The sequence below is a fragment of the Entomobacter blattae genome (assembly GCF_014672835.1).
Lineage (GTDB): Bacteria > Pseudomonadota > Alphaproteobacteria > Acetobacterales > Acetobacteraceae > Entomobacter > Entomobacter blattae.
This window is the reverse complement of record NZ_CP060244.1, coordinates 1,463,970-1,482,891: the sequence shown is the minus strand read 5'-3', so window position 1 is coordinate 1,482,891 and position 18,922 is coordinate 1,463,970. Positions and strand designations below refer to the sequence as shown.

At 46.4% G+C, this 18,922-nt stretch carries 17 protein-coding genes and 1 pseudogene; 8 read left to right on the top strand and 10 right to left on the bottom strand.

Annotated elements, in window-relative coordinates:
* Nucleotides 1-45 precede the first annotated feature (45 nt).
* The 6 genes from JGUZn3_RS06550 to JGUZn3_RS06525 form a co-directional block, all read right to left on the bottom strand.
* Nucleotides 46-1,206 (bottom strand): ABC transporter substrate-binding protein, encoded by a 1,161-nt coding sequence (locus tag JGUZn3_RS06550; RefSeq protein ID WP_238996775.1) that lies wholly within the window; start codon nucleotides 1,204-1,206, stop codon nucleotides 46-48.
* 306 nt (nucleotides 1,207-1,512) lie between these two features.
* Complete coding sequence (locus JGUZn3_RS06545; protein WP_203412777.1) at nucleotides 1,513-2,364, bottom strand: Smr/MutS family protein; 852 nt, start codon at nucleotides 2,362-2,364, stop codon at nucleotides 1,513-1,515.
* Nucleotides 2,365-2,643: 279 nt separating this feature from the next.
* Complete coding sequence (locus JGUZn3_RS06540; protein ID WP_203412776.1) at nucleotides 2,644-4,143, bottom strand: cytochrome-c peroxidase; 1,500 nt, start codon at nucleotides 4,141-4,143, stop codon at nucleotides 2,644-2,646.
* Between the two features lie 311 nt (nucleotides 4,144-4,454).
* Complete coding sequence (locus JGUZn3_RS06535; RefSeq protein ID WP_203414849.1) at nucleotides 4,455-5,279, bottom strand: DNA-methyltransferase; 825 nt, start codon at nucleotides 5,277-5,279, stop codon at nucleotides 4,455-4,457.
* A gap of 172 nt (nucleotides 5,280-5,451) precedes the next feature.
* Complete coding sequence (gene mltA, locus JGUZn3_RS06530) at nucleotides 5,452-6,705, bottom strand: murein transglycosylase A (protein WP_203412775.1); 1,254 nt, start codon at nucleotides 6,703-6,705, stop codon at nucleotides 5,452-5,454.
* Between the two features lie 729 nt (nucleotides 6,706-7,434).
* On the bottom strand, nucleotides 7,435-8,163 hold the full coding sequence (locus JGUZn3_RS06525; protein ID WP_203412774.1) for a Tim44/TimA family putative adaptor protein: 729 nt from the start codon (nucleotides 8,161-8,163) through the stop codon (nucleotides 7,435-7,437).
* A 477-nt stretch (nucleotides 8,164-8,640) separates the two neighbouring features.
* On the opposite strand from JGUZn3_RS06525, the gene secB reads away from it, so the two are divergent.
* The 3 genes and pseudogenes from secB (at nucleotide 8,641) to JGUZn3_RS06510 (ending at nucleotide 10,244) form a co-directional block, all read left to right on the top strand.
* Entirely contained in the window at nucleotides 8,641-9,252 is a 612-nt protein-coding gene (secB, locus tag JGUZn3_RS06520) for a protein-export chaperone SecB (protein ID WP_203412773.1), read from the top strand.
* 408 nt (nucleotides 9,253-9,660) lie between these two features.
* Nucleotides 9,661-10,020: pseudogene (locus JGUZn3_RS06515) on the top strand (amidohydrolase family protein); the annotation flags it as partial.
* 32 nt (nucleotides 10,021-10,052) lie between these two features.
* Complete coding sequence (locus tag JGUZn3_RS06510) at nucleotides 10,053-10,244, top strand: hypothetical protein (protein ID WP_203412771.1); 192 nt, start codon at nucleotides 10,053-10,055, stop codon at nucleotides 10,242-10,244.
* A gap of 123 nt (nucleotides 10,245-10,367) precedes the next feature.
* Here the strand turns inward: JGUZn3_RS06510 and JGUZn3_RS06505 are convergent, their stop codons facing one another.
* On the bottom strand, nucleotides 10,368-11,366 hold the full coding sequence (locus tag JGUZn3_RS06505; RefSeq protein WP_203412770.1) for a uroporphyrinogen-III synthase: 999 nt from the start codon (nucleotides 11,364-11,366) through the stop codon (nucleotides 10,368-10,370).
* A 359-nt stretch (nucleotides 11,367-11,725) separates the two neighbouring features.
* On the opposite strand from JGUZn3_RS06505, the gene JGUZn3_RS12925 reads away from it, so the two are divergent.
* Together JGUZn3_RS12925 and JGUZn3_RS12920 are read left to right on the top strand one after the other, a co-directional pair.
* The gene (locus JGUZn3_RS12925; RefSeq protein ID WP_203414848.1) at nucleotides 11,726-11,932 is read left to right on the top strand and encodes a PfkB family carbohydrate kinase; all 207 of its coding nucleotides are present in this window, start codon (nucleotides 11,726-11,728) and stop codon (nucleotides 11,930-11,932) included.
* 701 nt (nucleotides 11,933-12,633) lie between these two features.
* A complete protein-coding gene (locus JGUZn3_RS12920; RefSeq protein ID WP_203412769.1) occupies nucleotides 12,634-12,942 on the top strand; it encodes a hypothetical protein in 309 nt (102 codons plus the stop codon).
* Nucleotides 12,943-13,844: 902 nt separating this feature from the next.
* On the opposite strand, the gene hemC is transcribed toward JGUZn3_RS12920, so the two are convergent.
* A complete protein-coding gene (gene hemC / locus JGUZn3_RS06490; RefSeq protein WP_408871734.1) occupies nucleotides 13,845-14,951 on the bottom strand; it encodes a hydroxymethylbilane synthase in 1,107 nt (368 codons plus the stop codon).
* A 223-nt stretch (nucleotides 14,952-15,174) separates the two neighbouring features.
* On the opposite strand from hemC, the gene tsaD reads away from it, so the two are divergent.
* The gene (tsaD, locus tag JGUZn3_RS06485) at nucleotides 15,175-16,263 is read left to right on the top strand and encodes a tRNA (adenosine(37)-N6)-threonylcarbamoyltransferase complex transferase subunit TsaD (protein ID WP_203414846.1); all 1,089 of its coding nucleotides are present in this window, start codon (nucleotides 15,175-15,177) and stop codon (nucleotides 16,261-16,263) included.
* Nucleotides 16,264-16,775: 512 nt separating this feature from the next.
* Entirely contained in the window at nucleotides 16,776-17,786 is a 1,011-nt protein-coding gene (locus JGUZn3_RS06480) for an NAD(P)H-dependent glycerol-3-phosphate dehydrogenase (protein WP_203412768.1), read from the top strand.
* Nucleotides 17,787-17,978: 192 nt separating this feature from the next.
* On the opposite strand, the gene JGUZn3_RS12445 is transcribed toward JGUZn3_RS06480, so the two are convergent.
* The gene (locus tag JGUZn3_RS12445) at nucleotides 17,979-18,167 is read right to left on the bottom strand and encodes a hypothetical protein (protein WP_238996774.1); all 189 of its coding nucleotides are present in this window, start codon (nucleotides 18,165-18,167) and stop codon (nucleotides 17,979-17,981) included.
* A gap of 64 nt (nucleotides 18,168-18,231) precedes the next feature.
* The gene (locus tag JGUZn3_RS12645; protein ID WP_275402832.1) at nucleotides 18,232-18,354 is read right to left on the bottom strand and encodes a hypothetical protein; all 123 of its coding nucleotides are present in this window, start codon (nucleotides 18,352-18,354) and stop codon (nucleotides 18,232-18,234) included.
* Between JGUZn3_RS12645 and JGUZn3_RS06470 the strand changes: the two genes are divergently transcribed.
* Nucleotides 18,349-18,840 carry a glutathione peroxidase gene (locus JGUZn3_RS06470; protein WP_203412766.1) on the top strand — a complete coding sequence of 164 codons (492 nt, stop codon included), beginning with the start codon at nucleotides 18,349-18,351 and terminating at the stop codon, nucleotides 18,838-18,840. The two genes, JGUZn3_RS12645 and JGUZn3_RS06470, sit on opposite strands and share 6 nt — an antisense overlap.
* Nucleotides 18,841-18,922 lie beyond the last annotated feature (82 nt).

Below are 18,922 nucleotides of genomic sequence, written 5' to 3'. Positions count from 1 at the left end.
CAATCTTGGCTTTTTTACTTTCCAACTTGACATTAAAAGACATAGTCACGGCTTTGCTGCAACCCAATAGGTCCCTGTAAAGGGAATGGATAAAAAGCGATTATACAATTCCTCTGCAGTTTTTTGGGGGTTTACATCTTTAAAAATGTCTGGATGGAACCAATGGGCCATAACCTCTATGGCGATAATATTATAAGGGGAATCGTAAAAAGAATGCCAAAGGGCATAGGCTTTGCCATCCTTTACAGCCCGCAAGGTGGAAATACCGGGCCGTTTAAGCACCTCCAAAAAGGAAGACCGAGCCAGTGCCTGGGAAACCTCTGCCCCCATGCGGATTCCTCCCCCCGTATAAGCAGGGCTTTTTGTGCCATCGGCTAGGTAAATATCGGGGTTAGCGGCGATAACTGCCTCAAGAGAGAGCTCACCTATCACGCCAGGGAGCTTGTCCTTGGCGATGTTTCTCCCCCCCGCAGCTTCAATAAATGCCCCCATATTGCCATTTCCCGCAGTATGACAGCACCCTTCACGCGCACCTGCCAGCATTTCAATAAAAACAGTGGGTTTTTGGGCCGCAGAAAGCTTGGCTACACCTTCCCGAATATGATTTAAATGCGCCTGGTAAAAATCAACATAGGCTTGGGCCTCTTTTTCCCGATGAAGGGCTTTTCCCAAAATCAGCATGGAAGGAACGGTTTCTGCAACGGGCTGAGTTCGAAAATTCACAAAAACATAGGGAATATGGGCAGCATCAAGCTGGCTAACCAACTGGCTGGAAGGGCCTGGACCATGGCCCACAAGACTGAGAATGACCAAATCTGGCTTAAGCTCCAAAACCTTTTCGGAACTTACAGAATCTGCTGTATTTTTACCAATAAGGGGAATATGAGCCACCTGGGGAAAACGTTTGACATATTGGTCATAATTCTGCTGGTCAGCCTTACGGAACTCTCCTTGCCAGCCAACAATTCTCTGAAAAGGATTTTTGCCTTCCAGCAAGGCCATGGCGTAAATAAGGCGCCCCTCACCCAGCACAATACGATTCACATGATCAGGAATCACCACTTCACGCCCGCTGATATCTTTCACTGTTTCAGCAGCCAAAGCCCCCCCAGAAGAAAGGACTGAAGAAAGAACGGCCACAGAGGCCATCACCATAGCAGCACTCTTGGCCACACCCTTGGCTACCTGCTCAAAACATACCCTCATGAATCCCCCCTGTGCTGGTCTAATCTATCATTACACTGAGCTGTGTGATTTAATTTTACTAAGAAGCATTCTTAATACAGCATCTTTTACTCTTTAGAGCAACCCCGCTTTTTTTAGAATTCAGCCTCTATAACGATAAAGACTCCATAAAATCACGATAAATAAGGATTTTTCATCATTTATTATTTATTAACTCTTTCATCACCGTTAAGGACCACCCAAGCCTTTAAAGCCCTACCGACATGCTCATAGCCACTGAAAATCTAGAAATAGAGACTTAAAAAATAGAAACTTAAAAATAGGGGCTTAGAAATAGGAATTTCGTCCCTTCTTTTTCCGTAACAAAATCTTTAACGCACCATAATTCCGAGGGGAAGAATAACATACTGCATGAATAAAATCGGCAATATCGGGCCTTTCCAACCATAGAGGAAGCTCCCTTTTAATAAGCCCCCCTGTGGTGCTCCCTGTAGTGTTCCCTGCGGTGCTGTTACCCATACCAGTGATGACTTCGATACAACCAATGTCATCCCTATAAGCGTTTATAACGAAATCGTAAAAAATAACAAAGGCCTTATGAACGGTTAAACCATGCAAATCCAGCTTTCGCAAAGGCCTTATAGTCTTTTCCCCTTTTTTCTTTTCCCCTTTTTTCTTTTCCCCTTTTTTCTGGGCCCTTACCCCTTTACCCCTGCCCTTAAACTCCGTGAGTTCTGATACTCGCCACTCCCATGCCGCAAAATCATGCTCGTGCCTGAAAACATGGGCCTGCAGAGGCCTGAGCCGTGTTTGAGCAGAGATTTCTGATCTTTGGGGGGTACCGCCGCTAGCCTGTTCTTCCAAATTTTTTATATCGTCCCACCGTCTTCCCTTCTTTTTAACCTGTCCCTGGTTAGCCTGGTCCTGATTAGCCTGCCCTTGGGAAAAGGCTATATTCGGCTTCTCTTTTTTTTCCTTCAAAAGAGCATTCTCGATAGGTCTTTTTTTTCCCTCTTTAAAGAACCCCTCTGAAGATCCATCAAAGGCAGAAGCCTGAAAATATCCATTCCTGACATAGTAGGGTTTTCGTTGAACAGGGGTTACATAACGGGAGAAATGATGCCAAACGCTATAATCCTCTGTTGCCAAGCTGTGAGCCGGACGTGGTGGCTTTTGCATTTTTTTTGTTTTTTTCATCATAACTATAAACAGCCACACTCAAAATAGGCCTGATAACCACTCTTGACCCCGTCATTCCGATAGGGAGCATCATAGGCAATAACATAATGTTTTTTCAATATTTTTTAAGAGGAATAGCAGTTTTTTCCACAAAGGAAGATAAACCCTCAAAGACCTATTTGGTAAAAAACTGTAAAAAAATTTTCTAAAAACAAAATAAAAAGGCCAGGATATCTCCTGGCCTTTGGTAGGGTATCAAATCAACTCCACCTTGAGCAATTATTGGACTTTCTCAGGATAGGTTTTCTGAACGGCTGGCTTCTCAGCTTCTGGAGCAGTCGAAGCACGAGAAGGAACAGCTTTCTCCATCTGATCCAAATATTTCCCCTGATATTTCCCTGTCAAAGTTTTCAGGAAGGCTACAATGTCCTTAATATCAGACTCCGGTAATGTCCCAAAGGAGGTTTGATATTTCACCATGGATTTTACAGCACCTTCAAGGTTATCAACACTTCCATCATGGAAATAAGGAGCTGTCAGCTCGATATTACGCAGATTAGGAATTTTAAAGCGATGTAAATCTTCTTCAGCCTTGGTTAAGACAAACATTCCCTTATCTGCATCTGACTGCTCATTCCCACGAGCTGCAAAATAATTATCTTCAAGCCCCATAACCTCAAAGCCGTCACCCCCCAGAGCAACCCCACTGTGGCAGCCTGAACAGCCCACAGATTTGAAAAGCTGATACCCATGACGTTCCTGGGCTGTAATAGCCTTGTCATCTCCTTTAAGATATTGGTCAAAACGGCTATCAGGGGTAATTAAGGTTTTCTCAAACTCGGCAATGGCATCCGTTGTTGTTCTTTTGGTAACCCCTTCACTGCCATATACCTTGGCAAAAAGTGGGATATATTCTGGGTCTTTCCGTACCTTGGCAACTACACTATCCCAATCATGGGCTCCCATTTCAAGGGGGTTCGTGACAGGGCCTGCAGCCTGGTCTGCCAGGTCTACTGCACGACCATTCCAAAACTGTTTAATATTGAAAACAGCGTTAAAAACGGTTGGGGCATTAATGGGACCCTTTTGGCCATGAATACCAGTTGAAGTCTTAAGCCGGTCTACCCCCCCTGTTTCCAACGCGTGGCAGGAAGCACAATTTAAAGTGCCATCACCTGAAAGCTGTTTGTCAAAAAACAATTTTCGACCCAGTGCCACTTTCTCAGCATTCACCGGCAGGGATTCAGGAATAGGTTGCACAGGCTCAGATACAAATTGCGGGGCCACCCCTGGCGTGCTGTAATATTTCCGGCGGACTTCATTCACCCACGCCAAAATAGCTTCTCTCTGAGCAGCAGAAAGAGCCGCATGCCAGTGCATAAGCAGATACTGAACCGGGGGCATACGATTTTGCTTGATCACGGCTTCAATACGAGAAATCTGCTCTACGGAAGAAGGTTTACCCTCTTGGAAATTTTTGATAATTGACTCAAAACGATAATGCAGCAACCCCCGGCGCCTATCACTTTCCATCAATTGCTGTGCACCTGGAACCTTAAAATAAAAAGGCAGGTTCACATTCTTGGTATGGCAATAATCACATCGTGCTTCAGAGATAGCGTTATACGCTGCCAAGGCTACGGGGTCTTTAAGGGTAGGGGAATTCTCCGGCAATTTAGGAGCCGTTGAATGATCGAAATGGGTAAGATAGGCAACAGTGCCCCCATAAGCCACCCCTCCCAAAATAACGAGTGAAATCATTGCTTTTTTGATAGACATTCTTTGATAAATTCTCAATCAATTGGAAAATTAAATGACAGAAATCGCTTGAACTTTCTTTGCCATGATAATATCCATCTGTCAAAACCTCCAAAACCAAAACACGCTCTTTCCTGAAATATTTTCAAACTGTTTTTATTTGGCAACTCTATCAAAACTCCTACTGAGAACCCTCCTACTAACCCCCCTACTGGGCAAAACTCCTGCTGAATAAAATCCCTGCTGAGAAACCTTCTTTGGATACCCCCTTCTCTTGGTCAACCAACTACTGGGCCAGCTAATAATGGGTCAGTAGCTGGGAAAGTCCTACCTTACGGGGAGCTTTCTTCTTGTAAGAGATACTCTAACCTTTGGCGTGCTATGGTCACATAGGCAGAGTCTATCTCAATGCCAATGCCTTCTCCCCCTTCATAATGCGTAGCAATAAGGGTGGTGCCCGTGCCCGCAAAAGGGTCTAACACCACTGGGTTTTTAACCCCGTGCAACCTTATACAGGTTTGGGGTAGCTCCAGGGGGAAAGTACCGGGATGGTTATATTTCTGGCTTTTGCTGCGTACTGTTTTATAGGGAATAAACCACACATCCCCCCGGCATCTTCTATCGACATCATGGTGACGTCGACGAATATTGGATTTATCCTTATAAGGAACGCCAACTCCAAGCCTATCGAGTGATTTTTGACCATCGAGCGTAAAATGAAAAAGATGCTCATGATTATGATGTAAAAACCGTGCACTATTAATAGGTTTAAAATGGCCAAACGTATCCTCTCCGATGGAGATGGATTTGACCCAGGAAATATGATTTTGCAGACAAAACAGGCCTCTCAACCTTACAGCCAATTCAAATGGCAGCCACGGGCTTGAAGATGAGCCAGACACATTCAGAAAAAAAGACCCATCAGGGCGGAGCACACGCTTGATTTGGGCGCAGACCTCCTGCATCCATGCCAAATAGGCCCCTTCTTCTTTCCTGTCATCATAAGTAAAATAAGACAGCCCGATATTATAAGGCGGAGAAGTGACCACAACATCGACACTTTCACTGGTCAAGCGTTTAAGAGCGGGCACACAATCACCCCGCACCAACCTATGCGGGCCAATGCAAAAAGTGCGGGCCCGTTTATATCCTCCCATCCTGAGAGGAGCTTCTATCTTATCCACTATCTGCCTCTCATTCAGGCTATTTCTCCTTCAGGCGGATCTCCTATAATCCCCTAAGAATAACGAAGGCTGATTTTTGAAAAATTCATTCTCAAAGGATTTCCATAGGAGAGGGTCCACAGAGGGGTTTCCTCAAGGGGAGTCTTTAGGGGGTTTTTGGTTGGCGCGGCACCAAAACATAAACGGCCCCTTCACTTTGAAGGTAGCCTGCTTTCCATGCTGCCTTTTCCCCCCACCCCATATATAGGTCTATTCTCTCCGGCCCTTTAATATTTTCCCCTGTATCTTGGGCGAGCACAAGATGACTCCAGCTTTTTTGTTGCCCTGTTTTTAACGAGGGCACATGAGTAGAAACCCATAATAACGACCCTAACGGCAAATAGCGTGGATCAACAGCCGCCGACCGACCAGGAATTAACCCAACGCCTAAAGTGCCCGGAGCCCCTTGCCAGGCGGTGGCACTGCCCTCAACCACACGAAAAAACACATAGCTGGGGTTTTGCTCCATAATCTGGCGGGCTTGCTTGGAGTGCTGTTTTAGCCAGCGAGCCACAGTTTGCATGCTGACCTCCTCACTCTTCAATGCGCCTTGTTGAACCAGCACACGCCCAATGGGAACATAAGGTTGGCCATTTTTACCCGCATAAGCCAGCCTGACTGTACGACCATCTTCCAGCAACACCCGACCAGAGCCTTGAATTTGCAGGAAAAAAAGATCAACCGGGTCTGCAACCCAGAGTAATTCCAGTTGGCGACCAGACAAAACCCCTGAATTAATCTGCGCCCGACTCCAATAGGGAACAAAAGTGCCATTCTGCCATGATCCACTCACCTTGCTACCATCGGTTGCCACGACGGTTTTAAGATCGGGCGGACGGGCATAGACAGGTATTTGATAAAGCCCCTGACGATAAAGAGAACCCCGAATTTCTGGCTCAAAATATCCTGTTACCAGCGCTTGCCCCTCGCCAGAAACACGGTATGGCTTAAACCACCGCTCTACGAATTCTCGGGCCGCCTTTTCATCACCAGCGTGCACAAACTTTAAAGCAGCACAGGCACCGTTCCAGTAAGCCGTAGACCCACTGCGCGCGGCCAGAAAAGGGGCCCCACCAAGCGGATTACCCAAAGGGGAATTCGAAGGCTTGGCAAGAAAATATTGGCACTGTGTTGAAAGGGCAACCAAAAACCGGCCTACCTTTTCCTTTTCCCAACCTGGTAAATCCTGATAACTCGCAGGGGTAAAGGTCACACTATCTTCTTCAATAGCAGGACCAGAAGCCACTCCGGAGGTGGACGGGATTTGACCAAACCCAGAAAGGGGCCATACGCCCACAACTCCCACCATCAAAAACCCACAAACCTGCCTAAAAACCCAGCTTTTTCTCTGCCTCTTCATGAAATGCCTACTCTATACCCATCAAAATGCCCAAGACCCAACCTGCCAAGAACTACCCCAAAAACTCACTAAGACCTAAAGACCTAAAGACCTAAAGACCTAAAGACCTAAAGACCTAAAGACCTAAAGACCTAAAGACCTAAAGACCTAAAGACCTAAAGACCTAAAGACCTAAAGACCTAAAGACCTAAAGACCTAAAGACCTAAAGACCTAAAGACCTAAAGACCTAAAGACCTAAAGACCTAAAGAAATCATAGAAGGGTAAAACAAACAACCCCCTTGCGGTGATAACCAGAATAAAAGGCTAAAACCTTTCCTGTTTTTTCTCTTATGATTTAACCAGACCTTACGCTATTTTAAAAAATTAACATGTGGAAAATCACCAAGGAGACTAACAGCCTTCAAAACTTTACCAAAAAATGGAGTCCTATCAAAACGGTTCAAAACGGTGTCACAGATCAAAATGGCGGCACAGATCAAAACAGGATCACAGACACAATTTGATGCGGAATTCCTTGGAATGACGAGAGCCTTTTCTAAGACCCTGTATCTTAGGGAGCCTTTGTCTTAAGCGTTTGTTTATCTGAGGTTTGTTTTATCTGGGGCAGAAACTGAACCCCTTGCGTAACTCAAACTCTTGAGAAAGGCTGACAACCCTCTCCCTCAACACCACACCAAACACCCCCTTACAAAGGGCCTATCCGAGGGTTAGAACCCCACCGATGGGTTTAACCGTTGCTGGTTTCCTCCAACAGCCAAGAGGCAGAACCAGGGGCTGTCTGACTCCCCAGCACACGCACGAAAGTCCATAAATCCATAATTTCCGTTACCGCATCTATCCCAGCTATAACCTTTTGCTCCTTATCATGCTGCATATTAATTTGGTCACTCACAATGGCAACGGTAATAAGGGCCTTCTTGCCTACACCCCCCCTATCTGGCCCCCTATCTGGCCCCATTTCTGGAGCAGGTTCTAAACGGGCATCAGTAATGGTAAGGCTTTGAATGGCCTTTAATTCTGTTTTTTGGGTTTCCTGGGCCTCATTACGGGCAATAACAGCATACGAGAAAACCTCGTAAGCTGCGGGGACAAGGCTATTTTTCAACACAGGCAAATCACCAGCGGCGAACGCATTGACAATCCGACGAAAAGAAATTTCAACCCCATCCAGAAAGGATGCGGGCGTAAAGCCCTTTTCGAGCTGTGCAATTTCAAGCAAAATCTGGCCTGGCGGGCTTTCCATGGCAGGAATATGCTTTTCAACCTTAACAGGTAATGCCGCTGGGGCTGGCCTTAACAAGGCAGAAGGGGCCGCTTTACCCGGTGAAGGGGCTGAAGACAGCGAACCAAACCCAATATTACGCCCAATGACCGAGCGTAACCTCCAGATCAGAAAGACTGCAATAGCGGCCAATATTACAATATCTATAGGAAAATGATCCCAGGAAAAATTCATTACATATCCAGTCTTCAAATCTGCTCTCTACTGAGGGAAAACCCTTGTGGGAGAACCCATGTCTTGCTCTTCATTCAGGACTCCTAAACAGAGCTGCCAGCTAGAGTAAATATATAAAAACTCTATAAAAGTTTCAACATTTGTGTTATTTGTATCAAATTAAAGTCTTTAAGGCTAGGGCACCCCCGACTGTGAGGATGACAAACAGCCATTTTAGGTCTACCATAGTAGGGTTAATGGAGAAATAAGGGTGTATTCTCTTCTTGCCCTAACTCCCAGTCAAACCCAGACCCATGAAAAACGTTAACATGAGACTTGTTTTGCTTGTTCACATCAGTGGTTAGGTAACACTTCCATAAAGATGTGCTTTTTCTGGTAACTTTTTCTGGCAATTTGGTCAGCTATTATGGATAAAGACCCCTTGTTTTACTGAATAGAGCTTTGTTCAGATATTTATAGTTTAAGAAAGAATCTTTTATGCCAAACTCTGAAAAAAATAATACAAAACCCGATCATACCAAAGCTGAGAGCGTTGAAGATAAAAAAACAAAAACCAATGCCCAAAAAGGCACCAAAGACACCCCCCAGGCAGAAGACCAGCCACAAGGCGCCCCGGCTCTTCCTCTTTCTATCAATCTTCAATATGTAAAAGACCTTTCTTTTGAAGTCCCTGCTGGGGCGGAGATTTTTGCCTCCCTTAAAACCAACCCCACCATTGCCATTAACATTGATGTGCAGGTTAGTCGCTTGCAGGAAACCCCCATGGTGTTTGAAGTTTCCCTGCTTTTAAAAACCGAAGCCAACGAGGCCCCTGAAAAAGAAGGCGGCCAACCAGGGCGCACAGTCTTCCTTTTAGAACTGACCTATTGCGCGATAGTAACCCTCAATAATGTGGCCAATGACATGATAGAACCCATCTTGCTGGTAGAAGTCCCAAGGCTTATTTTCCCCTATGCTCGGAATATTCTCAGTGACCTTACCCGTGATGGCGGCTTCCCCCCTGTTGTTCTGCAGCCGGTAGATTTTGTAAGCCTGTGGCAAAACAAGCGTAACCAGCTTCAGCAGCAGCCTGCAGCAGGCCAAGCCTAATCCCCCTCTTCCTATGAGACTTAGTTAGCCACTTTGGTTCCTGTCATTTTCCTAAGGGGCTAAAAGGGGTAACAAATATAAAACCCCAAAAACACTCAAGCTCTAAAAGGGTTAAAAAGGGTGCCCTGTTTAAAGGCACCCTTTCCATACAACAGAACCAACTCAAAAGCGCCTTAAAGCTAAAGCCCCAACAAAGTTCAGCGCCGTACCCCCAAAATCAGGGCCCAAGCTCAGAATCCAAGATCAGAGCCATGGAAATTATAGATGAGGTAGAGCGCACGAAACGTGTAACCAGAATACTGGGCATCACTGAAGACTAGACATCAATAGAATCACTGGGGACTTGTGCGCAGTTCCTCATCATCGTATGGGCAAAGCCATTCGTTTTACGCTTTGCGCCTTGTCTAGGCAGCAGCAGGTGGTACAGGTCTAGCAACCCTTTTAGCTGTAAGCCTTGGGCAAGTTCACTCTGGGTATATCTCAATGATTGATATGCTTTATAAGCTTACAGTAGGGCCAGCCCGCATATTAGGAATAGAAGCCGGCACACTCCGCCCTGGCCAAAATGCAGATTTATGCCTGTTTCACCCTAATCGAATTTGGCAGGTTACTGCTGGTATCTTGCCAGGAAAAGCACAAAATACCCCTTTTGATGGCCGCGGCATGGAGGGACGTGTTCTTGGTACATGGAAAAAGGGACAAAGAGTTTACGACCTAGCCAGCCATTCAACCACAAAGCCTGTTCCTGTTATCAATGGCAGGACATAGAAAGGAAGGATATAGAAATCCCGTGCCAAGCTATGACAGAAATCATTTCTGAGCTTCAGGATGAAGAGGGGGAGCAGATGGAAACTGCAAAGCCTGTTCTCGCCTTTGCTCTGGGTAGGAGCTATCAGTCTGATCTATGGTCAACTGTAAAAACGGTCAGCTGTCAAAACCTATCTTGTTATCAGCCGCATCAATCCTTGAGCCACTCCAAAACACGGCCCTGAAACGCGGCCCTGGGCTGCCAATATAAAAATTATTGTCGCCCATACCTCAAAAAATAGCTCTAGCTGACAAAACAAGAAGAGAAAACAGCATAATAAACACCAAGGCCTAGCTCTGGCCTATTTTCAGTTTTGGTGTAAGGGTGAATGTTCTCCTAATGCCTTAAGCATTTCTTGCGCTGTGGAAGGGCTTGCCACGGTGATATGGTGCCATGGATATTGCTGCACAATTTTTCTTATTCTTTCACTCATGACTATGGCTTTAATTTGGTGGATCTCCTCTTCCCCTCTCACGGAAAAATCCGTTTGTATGCCTTGAACCTTCTTTCTTCCCACGGTATCAGGGGACCAGGAAGGGGGAATTCTTTTCCTTTCCTCCTCTATCCCCTTCCTTAGAAACATATTAAAAATCTGGGCGGCTTTTCCGGAAAAAAACAAGATGGCTGCAATTTCTCCATGCCAAAAACTGGGAAAAAAGTCTTCTGGCAGGTTTTCTACTTCCCTACTCTCATATAACGGGCAATGAATACACAAAAACCCGTTTTTATGTAAGTTACAGGCTAAATCAACAGCTTCCCCCTTCCCGGAGGCCAAGAAGAGTGGCCCCTGATCAGTTTTCAACAAGGCTGTACATAACAAGGCCAAATCCTTTGCCGTGCCTGCAGCACTTTTGACCACTAAAAAGCCCAAAGCCAAGGCCTCTTGGGCGGTTTGCTCTCCCACAGCAAAAAGGGGAATATTTTTCTCGACCGCCGCAGGCCAAAGACGATGAAGGGAACGTACTGTTTGCCGGCTGGTTACCAGAATAACCTGAACGCCTGTCAGAAGGGCCTGTAATCCCTCTCCCTTTAAAAGGAAAGCTTCTTGAGAGGGAGGCTCTCCCATTTGTAGGTTAGGCTTCATTCTGGACATTTCACCAGATGAAGGCCGTAGTAAATCTTGGTTGGCGGGTAAAAGAGTATCAGGGGCAAACAACTCGGCAAAAACCTGCATGGGAGCCAAAAGGGGTTTCCAACCTAGGGCCTTAACCTGCAGGGCCGTTTCCTCTAGGCCGGGCCTGGGGCGTGTAATAACAACTTTATTGCGCATACCCATACTTTCTTTTCTGGCCATCTCTTTAGCCATCTCTCTGGCCGTCCTCTTTGGCTTTTCCGCCTGCTTCTCTGAGATACTAACCCCATCGAACAACCCTGACCTTCAGAGAGAATCATACCATACTATCCTCTCTTTTCAGGAAAGGGGATTCATAACTCTTTTATTTCAAACTACCCTACATTTTAATTTTTTGGAGGACTCTTTAATTTTTCGTAGGGATCGGCTCTCTGATTTCGTATTTTATTCCTAATGAGCACGAAATTTTCTCCCTGGCCCAATATCATACCCAAACACCAGAAGAGATCATTCTCTCTTGCCCTGCACGTATGATTATGACGTACGGAGAGAAAGGCGTTCTTTACAGTCTAGACCAAAAACAGGTAAAATAACTGCCCGCTCCGAAGGTTAATACTATCGACACTACTGGCGACACTACTGGGGCCGGGGATTGTTTTTGCGGAGCCTTTAGTGTTTTCCAGAAAACCTATCCCCTAAACCAAGCCATTGAACGAGCGATAAAGGCTTCTGCCCTGGCAGTGACCAAACCTGGTGCGCAATCAGCCATGCCGTATCTAGATGAGCTCTCCTTCGATTAAAAAATCTCCAATGCGCAAGAACCATATGGTACAAGCAACCCCATAAAGGCCCTTACTGTTTTTTCAGCCTAAGGTTGTGAATTGATCTTCTATGAATGATGCAACCTATGCGGCTATCTCTCACTCAGACAACAAGCAGGAACGGATATTTCAGAGGCGGCTATAGCCCTGGCTACGAAGAATGCTCAAATCAATCATCTTTACGCTTGTAGCCATTTTATGGTGACAGTAGAGGACATAGAGAATCTTTTCGCTTCCCTGCCTGACCCGCCAAGTAAATCTTCCTCCTCATAACCCAGAGCTGCATAACCTAGGACTGCATAACCAAGAGCTGCAAGAAATCCACATCCAAAACCTGCCCTCAATACTCGCATTCGCTCTGGATCACTCTAGACCACTCTGGCCCACTCTGGCAGCCCACTTCTGGAGCACTCTGGGGTGCGTGGTTTTGAGGTGGTCTTCAGCCAATCTTTGAGAAGTGATGCTCACTTGATCGGCTGTCCTCTGGTTAGCTTTCTTTTGGGTAGCTACTTTCAAAGAGAAGATTTTCGAATAATATAAAAAAAACTCTATTTACTAAGCTGTCAGGGCTAAAAAACAAAAATACTTTATGCTTTTTGGGTGGATGACAGTTAGACCACAACAGAAAACCTCAAAAGCACAAGCAAAAATAGATTGATCAATGTAAGGGCACTGCTTGTATGGCTGGTAAAGAAACAAACCATAACATCAGGGAAATAACAGAGAAGTTTGACGTGATATTCTCAAATCCCCCTTATATCCCCACAAACGATATTGCTCACCTTATGCCAAACGCGTGCCTTTATGAACCGATAACGGCCCTAGATGGTGGAAGAAATAATACAGGCTTTATCATTGCATCTGGAGTAATAAAGTGCTGGCGGTACAGGGCGACAAGCAGAAAACAAGAAAACAAGCCCCCCAAGGTGATAACACCCATAACAGCGACACCTAATATAGTCAAATCGTTCAAGATGGAGGACAATTAACAAGGAGAATAAAACCTTGCCTTGGCCTGTTGATAATGAGCAACCACCTTTACCATAATAAAAGAGGCAGAGGTCTATTATACCCTGCCTCTATTTAAAGCTTAAGCTGCGCAAGGAGAGAGCCTCTGTATAATGGAGCAGGGTACCTACAATGAAAATAACAGAACCATACTCCTCCACCCCACGGGCACTAGCTGTTGCAGAAATTTGGTTTTCTTTGGCTAACGGCAAACACCACGAAGGCAATTAATGAAAGGCCCCCGAAAAAATGCCTTACTCCCCAACCGACCATGGCGCAAATAGGAAGCCGCCTGACCGTGTAAGGCCTTATAAGTATAACCAGGCCTGGGCATTGCCTGGGGCACTATTCCTATGGGTACAAGAAAGACATTGAACACCCCATAATTTCTAATGTTTTTACCGTAATCCCCCACCTCACGAGCCAAGGCCAAGCCAAATACGATAAAGGACGGTATAAGATTTGAGGATTACATGGCGAATAATCTGGCTATGAAAGGTCCCTAAAGATGATAGTTATTTCTTCAATTTCAATATTTCTTCAATTTCAACAGGCAGGCTTTTGAGGGCCGCTTTCATGGTTCTCACCATATTCTCACCATATAAGGAGAGGAGAGGCTATTTTTTACCAATAAATTCCTGCTGAAACACAAGCCCAAACTTTGCCAATCTTGATCATAAGCCCACTTTAAGGCAGAATATCTCGAATTCTTTCTCCCAACAACGCCTACTCTAAACTACAACTCAACATACTGCTCGCAAAAACCCAAAAAAGCACACTCTAGAGTGACAAGCCCTTTTTATCTAAACTATGATGTTTATCTAAACTATATTCCCCTAAACGATCATGTTTCACCTAAACGATCATAAATGTAACACCCCCCTTATTCTGTAAAAATATCCGCAGGGCTATCTGCCCGCAAACTGGCCCCGAGCTGTCGGCCCATTTTTTCTGCATCCTCAATAGCCCCACTGATGGAACGTTTGAGAAGGAAGCTGCCATCCTCGCGGGCCACAAGGCCAGTCAGGTGGAGATGTGGCTCCCCACCAGAAACCAGCGGCATTAACTGGGCATATCCCCCAATTGGAGTGCGGCATGACCCATCCAATTCGGCCAATAAAGCCCGTTCTGCTGTCATCACCGCACGGGATTCGTAATCTTCAATCGCTGCCAGAAGCTCCCTCAGCTCAATATCATCGGCCCTGACGGTAATGCCAACAATGCCCTGGCCTGCCGCAGGGACCATAAGAGTGGGATCAAGTGGAAAATCTGCCCGACTTTCCAGCCCAAGCCGTTTCAACCCGGCCATCGCCAATAGCGAGGCCTGGCATTCTCGCCCGGCCAACTTATCGAGCCTGGTTTGCACATTCCCCCTGATCAGGGTGAATTTTAGATCCGGGCGGGCATGAAGAAGCTGGGCTTGCCGCCGAACAGAAGACGAACCCACCACAGCCCCCTGCGGGAGAGCGGCAAAAGGGTTTTCAAAATCCATATTATACAGGTCTGGCCCCAGAATAAGAGCATCCCTGACATCTTCACGCTTCATGGTGCAAGCGAGCACTAACCCATCGGGCAACTCAGTTTCTAAATCCTTAAGGCTATGGACGGCAAAATCCACCTCTCCACGCAGCAACGCTTCGTGAATCTCCTTAGCAAAAAGCCCTTTTCCCCCAATTTCTGCCAAACGGCGGTTAAGCACAGTATCGCCTGTGGTTTTAATCTGGTGCTCTTCAAAAGCCCCCATATTGCGTAAAACCGGGCAAAATCGTGTAAGAATCGTTAAAAAATTACGGGTCTGCACCAACGCTAAAGGCGAGGCACGCGTGCCTACCTTTAAGGGTAAAATCTTCTTATTATGGCCTTGAACAACCTCTCGCTCTTTCCTAAGCTGGCGTTCCATAGCGGCAGCGGCCACCTTTTGAAGCGCTTCGCTTTCAGGAAAACGATCCTGTGAAGAGATTTTTTTTGCAGACATTGGTGATGAGGACATGATTATGCTATAATAGAAAGAAAATTCAAAAGGATTTATATACAGTACCTATTGGGTAAACAAAACCCAAAAAACAAACGCTGTTCTTCCTAAAAGGCCTTAATTTATAAATTTTATATAAAAAATACATCTTATATAAAATATGGATCCCAAAAAAGCCATGCCAAATGCCACTCCCCTTTCCCCCTCATCCTCCTCCTCTGCACAATCTACCTCTCCCCCTATGGCTGTAGCCCCTATTATTCTGGCCATTGAAACATCCTGCGATGAGACAGCCTGCGCTATTGTGGATTCTGCTGGATCCATCCTGGCAGAACAGGTCTTTTCCCAAATGGAGCATGCCCCCTTTGGAGGGGTTATTCCAGAAATAGCAGCTCGTAATCATCTCTCCCTTTTGCCGAGCATGTTAGAACAGACCCTTGCGGCATCAGCCCTTAAGGTAGAATCGCTCACTGCTATTGCTGCCAGCACGGGCCCTGGGTTAATCGGTGGCCTCATTGTCGGCAGCACCCTGGGCAAGGGCCTGGCCATGGCATGGCAAAAACCCTTTATCGCCATTAATCATATAGAAGCCCACGCTCTTACCCCGCGCCTGCCTTTGCCCCATACCCTCAGGCATACCCCCAGGGTTGATTTTCCTTACTTGCTGTTTCTGGCATCTGGTGGGCATTGCCAGTGCATTGCCGTGAAAGGAATAGGGGACTATCGAAAACTGGGCGGCACGGTTGACGATGCCGCAGGTGAGGCTTTCGATAAAGTTGCCAAAATGCTGGGATTAGGTTGGCCAGGTGGTGCAGCTCTTGAAGCCTTGGCCAAAGAGGGAAACCCCAAAGCCTATCCTCTCCCCCACCCCATGGTGGGACGAGCTGGGTGTGATTTTTCCTTTTCAGGTTTAAAAACCAGTGTAAGCCATCTTCTCATGCCATATGGTCATGACCCCCTCCCCCGCCAAATGGCTGCTGATATTGCAGCCTCTTTCCAATATGCCGTAACCCACACCATTGAGGACAGACTAACCCATGCCCTAGCCTTGTTCCCCCAGGCCACCGCCCTAGTTACCGCTGGTGGGGTGGCTGCGAACATGGCCATACGCGCCACACTGGCAGATCTGGCAGCACGCCACAACAAGGCCTTTATGGCCCCCCCGTTACGGTTGTGCACAGACAATGCCGTCATGGTTGCATGGTGTGCCCAGGAGATATGGCAAGCAGCCCAAAAAAAAGGCATAAAGCTAGCCGATCGGGATGGAATGGCCGCTCGCCCCCGCCCCCGATGGCCGCTAGAAGAACTCCGCCAGCGTTTTTCAGCCTAGCTTTTATTCTCTACACTTCTATTCTCTATGCTTCCTTCCGCACTTTTCTGCAGAAACCCTTCATCTCTTTATTCTCTACCCTCTTTCTCCAAGGCCAAAGCTGGGGTCAAAACTGGTAATGGCTCTTTGTTTTCATCACTTGCTTTCACACTTAACATCCTTAATTACTCTCATACTGAACATTCTTTCAGTCTCACACTTAACATCCTTTCAGAAAAACAGTCAGATGCTTTTGCACAAAGACTGCTTGATACTTATTCTACTACAGATGCTACCAAAACTGCCCACAATTTGGTTAGCCAAGCCAGGTGGAAACATGATGCAAACCATTTGTAAAATCCTTCTCCTCTTCCCTTCCCTGTCTCCCCTTTTCTGTCTTCCCTTGTCCTGGCAGGATTCCTCTTGTTCGCATTTCTCCCCTTAAAGCCCAATTCCTCCTATAAACAGGGGGTTTTGTAAAACCCTTTTCCTTTTCTCCCTCCCCCCCTTTCCCTAACCCAAGGAATATTCCCATGGCCCCTCATTCTTCCACCTTTGGTACTGTTGCCGTCATTGGTGCCGGCTCATGGGGAGTCTCCCTAGCCCTTCAGGCCTTGCGGGCAGGCAATAGAGTCCAGCTCTGGTCACGCACTCCGCCCCCCTTCATGAAGGCCGCCAACAATAATAGCGTTAAAGTCGAGCGACGTATGCCACGCTTGCCCGAATTTATCCTTCCAGAAGCCATAACTGTCACCAGCGATTTTGCTGAGGTTCAAGAAGCAGAGCTTTACCTTCTCACTATGCCCTTACAGGCTTTACGCAGTATCCTCCCCCATCTCCCACACGAGAAACCCTATGTTATCTGCTGTAAGGGAATAGAAAATCCCTCTATGGATCTTCCTTCCAAAATTGTCAGTAGCATTCACCCTAAAGCCCTTGCTGCCGTGCTTTCTGGCCCTAACTTTGCCCGCGAAATCGCCCAAGGCTTACCAGCCGCCAGCGTTATTGCCCACCACAATAGTGCTTTTGCCGCCCAAATCGCCTATACGCTGTCTTCTGAGTTTTTTCGTCTCTACACCAGTACAGATCCCAACGGCGTGCAACTTTGCGGGGCGGCCAAAAATGTGTTTGCCATTGCTGCAGGCATCCTGGATGGAGCCAAGCTGGGCGATAACGCACGGGCTGCCATGATTAGCCGCGCTATTAATGAGCTTAAAGCCCTCACCATCGCCATGGAAGGGCGTGTAGAGACCCTCTATGGCCTGGCTGGGATTGGCGACCTGGTATTAACCTGTACAGGGCCATCATCTCGCAATTATTCCTTAGGCATTGCCCTTGGCCAAGGAATTACCCCCCAAGATTACCTCGCCCAGCATACAACTGTTGCCGAAGGGGCCTATACTGCCCCAGCCCTCCAACTTATGGCTTTGCAATATGGTGTAGATATGCCTATTACCCAAACCATTTGTGCAGTGCTCAACGGGGGTATTAGCGTTGAGGATAGTATTAAAGCCCTTTTTGCTCGTCCCCTAAAGGCAGAATAGGAAGAATAGACAAAGAGCGCCCTACTCTTAACATTTGCATATTTCCTGACTGACACGTGCATTCATACAGACTGACTGACACGCACACTCATACAAACTTATACACTCATACAGACTGACTTATTACACTCACTCATAGAAGTGATTCAGCACATGAATAATCTGGGTATTATGGTGGATGTTTCGCATGCTTCAAATAACTCTATAACGAGCCGCCATGCCCTTATGGCCAACACTCCCAGTCGTGTCTTCTTCTTTAATGTTTTCTTCTTTTTGACAAGCCGTTAAAAATTGACAAGTCTTTAAAAAAATCTTTTGTCCCTTCTTAAAATTTTGTATATCAAAAAGAGCTTTTGAGCCAATGCGAGAAAAAACAACCATGAAGCCCTCTACCATCTTGATGTTATAAAATTCCGCGCACTTCGTTATATTGGCTCTACCAGGACTACCCTTTGACCGCACGGCTTTTCATCCCTGAAGCCTGGCTGGCCAATGGACCATTTGCTTTCATCTCTTCTTTTTTACGAACAACCTCATTAAGAACATTTTCATTAAAAAGACCATGCAAACCAAAACAGCCTATGATTTTTCTCTTCCCTCACTAGATGGCAGCTCCCTGACTCTGGGTGATTATAAAAATCATCCTCTTTTGCTGGTCAATACGGCCTCTAAATGTGGCTTTACCCCCCAATATGAAGGGCTACAAGCTGTATGGAGCCGCTATAAAAAACAAGGCCTGATTGTTATTGGAATTCCATCAAACGAATTTGGCCATCAAGAACCCGCTGATAATAAAGAGATTGCAGCCTTCTGCCATAAAAATTACGGGGTAAGCTTTCCCATGGCTGCCAAATCTCCTATCAAGGGGAATGGGCGCATCCCCCTTTTTCAATGGCTGGCAGAACAAGGGGGCCTACTTTCTCTTCCACGGTGGAATTTCTATAAATACATCATCAACCGCCAAGGCCAGCTTGCCACTTGGTTTACAAGCCTCACCCCGCCAGTTTCAAAAAGATGCGTTATGGCCCTGGAAAAAACCATCTACGATTTTTAGCCCCTGATTTTAACCCCTGACCAGTTTTGTCTACAAATTTAGCGTGCTACCCTCCCCTTAAAGCCGCTATAGGTTTATGCTG

Coding starts and splice junctions, on each gene's coding strand:
- JGUZn3_RS06550 (WP_238996775.1), bottom strand. CDS start 1,206: ATGAGGGTATGTTTTGAGCAGGTAGCCAAGGGTGTGGCCAAGAGTGCT.
- JGUZn3_RS06545 (WP_203412777.1), bottom strand. CDS start 2,364: ATGCAAAAGCCACCACGTCCGGCTCACAGCTTGGCAACAGAGGATTAT.
- JGUZn3_RS06540 (WP_203412776.1), bottom strand. CDS start 4,143: ATGTCTATCAAAAAAGCAATGATTTCACTCGTTATTTTGGGAGGGGTG.
- JGUZn3_RS06535 (WP_203414849.1), bottom strand. CDS start 5,279: ATGGGAGGATATAAACGGGCCCGCACTTTTTGCATTGGCCCGCATAGG.
- mltA (WP_203412775.1), bottom strand. CDS start 6,705: ATGAAGAGGCAGAGAAAAAGCTGGGTTTTTAGGCAGGTTTGTGGGTTT.
- JGUZn3_RS06525 (WP_203412774.1), bottom strand. CDS start 8,163: ATGAATTTTTCCTGGGATCATTTTCCTATAGATATTGTAATATTGGCC.
- secB (WP_203412773.1), top strand. CDS start 8,641: ATGCCAAACTCTGAAAAAAATAATACAAAACCCGATCATACCAAAGCT.
- JGUZn3_RS06510 (WP_203412771.1), top strand. CDS start 10,053: ATGACAGAAATCATTTCTGAGCTTCAGGATGAAGAGGGGGAGCAGATG.
- JGUZn3_RS06505 (WP_203412770.1), bottom strand. CDS start 11,366: ATGGCTAAAGAGATGGCCAGAAAAGAAAGTATGGGTATGCGCAATAAA.
- JGUZn3_RS12920 (WP_203412769.1), top strand. CDS start 12,634: ATGGCTGGTAAAGAAACAAACCATAACATCAGGGAAATAACAGAGAAG.
- hemC (WP_408871734.1), bottom strand. CDS start 14,951: ATGTCCTCATCACCAATGTCTGCAAAAAAAATCTCTTCACAGGATCGT.
- tsaD (WP_203414846.1), top strand. CDS start 15,175: ATGGCTGTAGCCCCTATTATTCTGGCCATTGAAACATCCTGCGATGAG.
- JGUZn3_RS06480 (WP_203412768.1), top strand. CDS start 16,776: ATGGCCCCTCATTCTTCCACCTTTGGTACTGTTGCCGTCATTGGTGCC.
- JGUZn3_RS12445 (WP_238996774.1), bottom strand. CDS start 18,167: ATGGTTGTTTTTTCTCGCATTGGCTCAAAAGCTCTTTTTGATATACAA.
- JGUZn3_RS06470 (WP_203412766.1), top strand. CDS start 18,349: ATGCAAACCAAAACAGCCTATGATTTTTCTCTTCCCTCACTAGATGGC.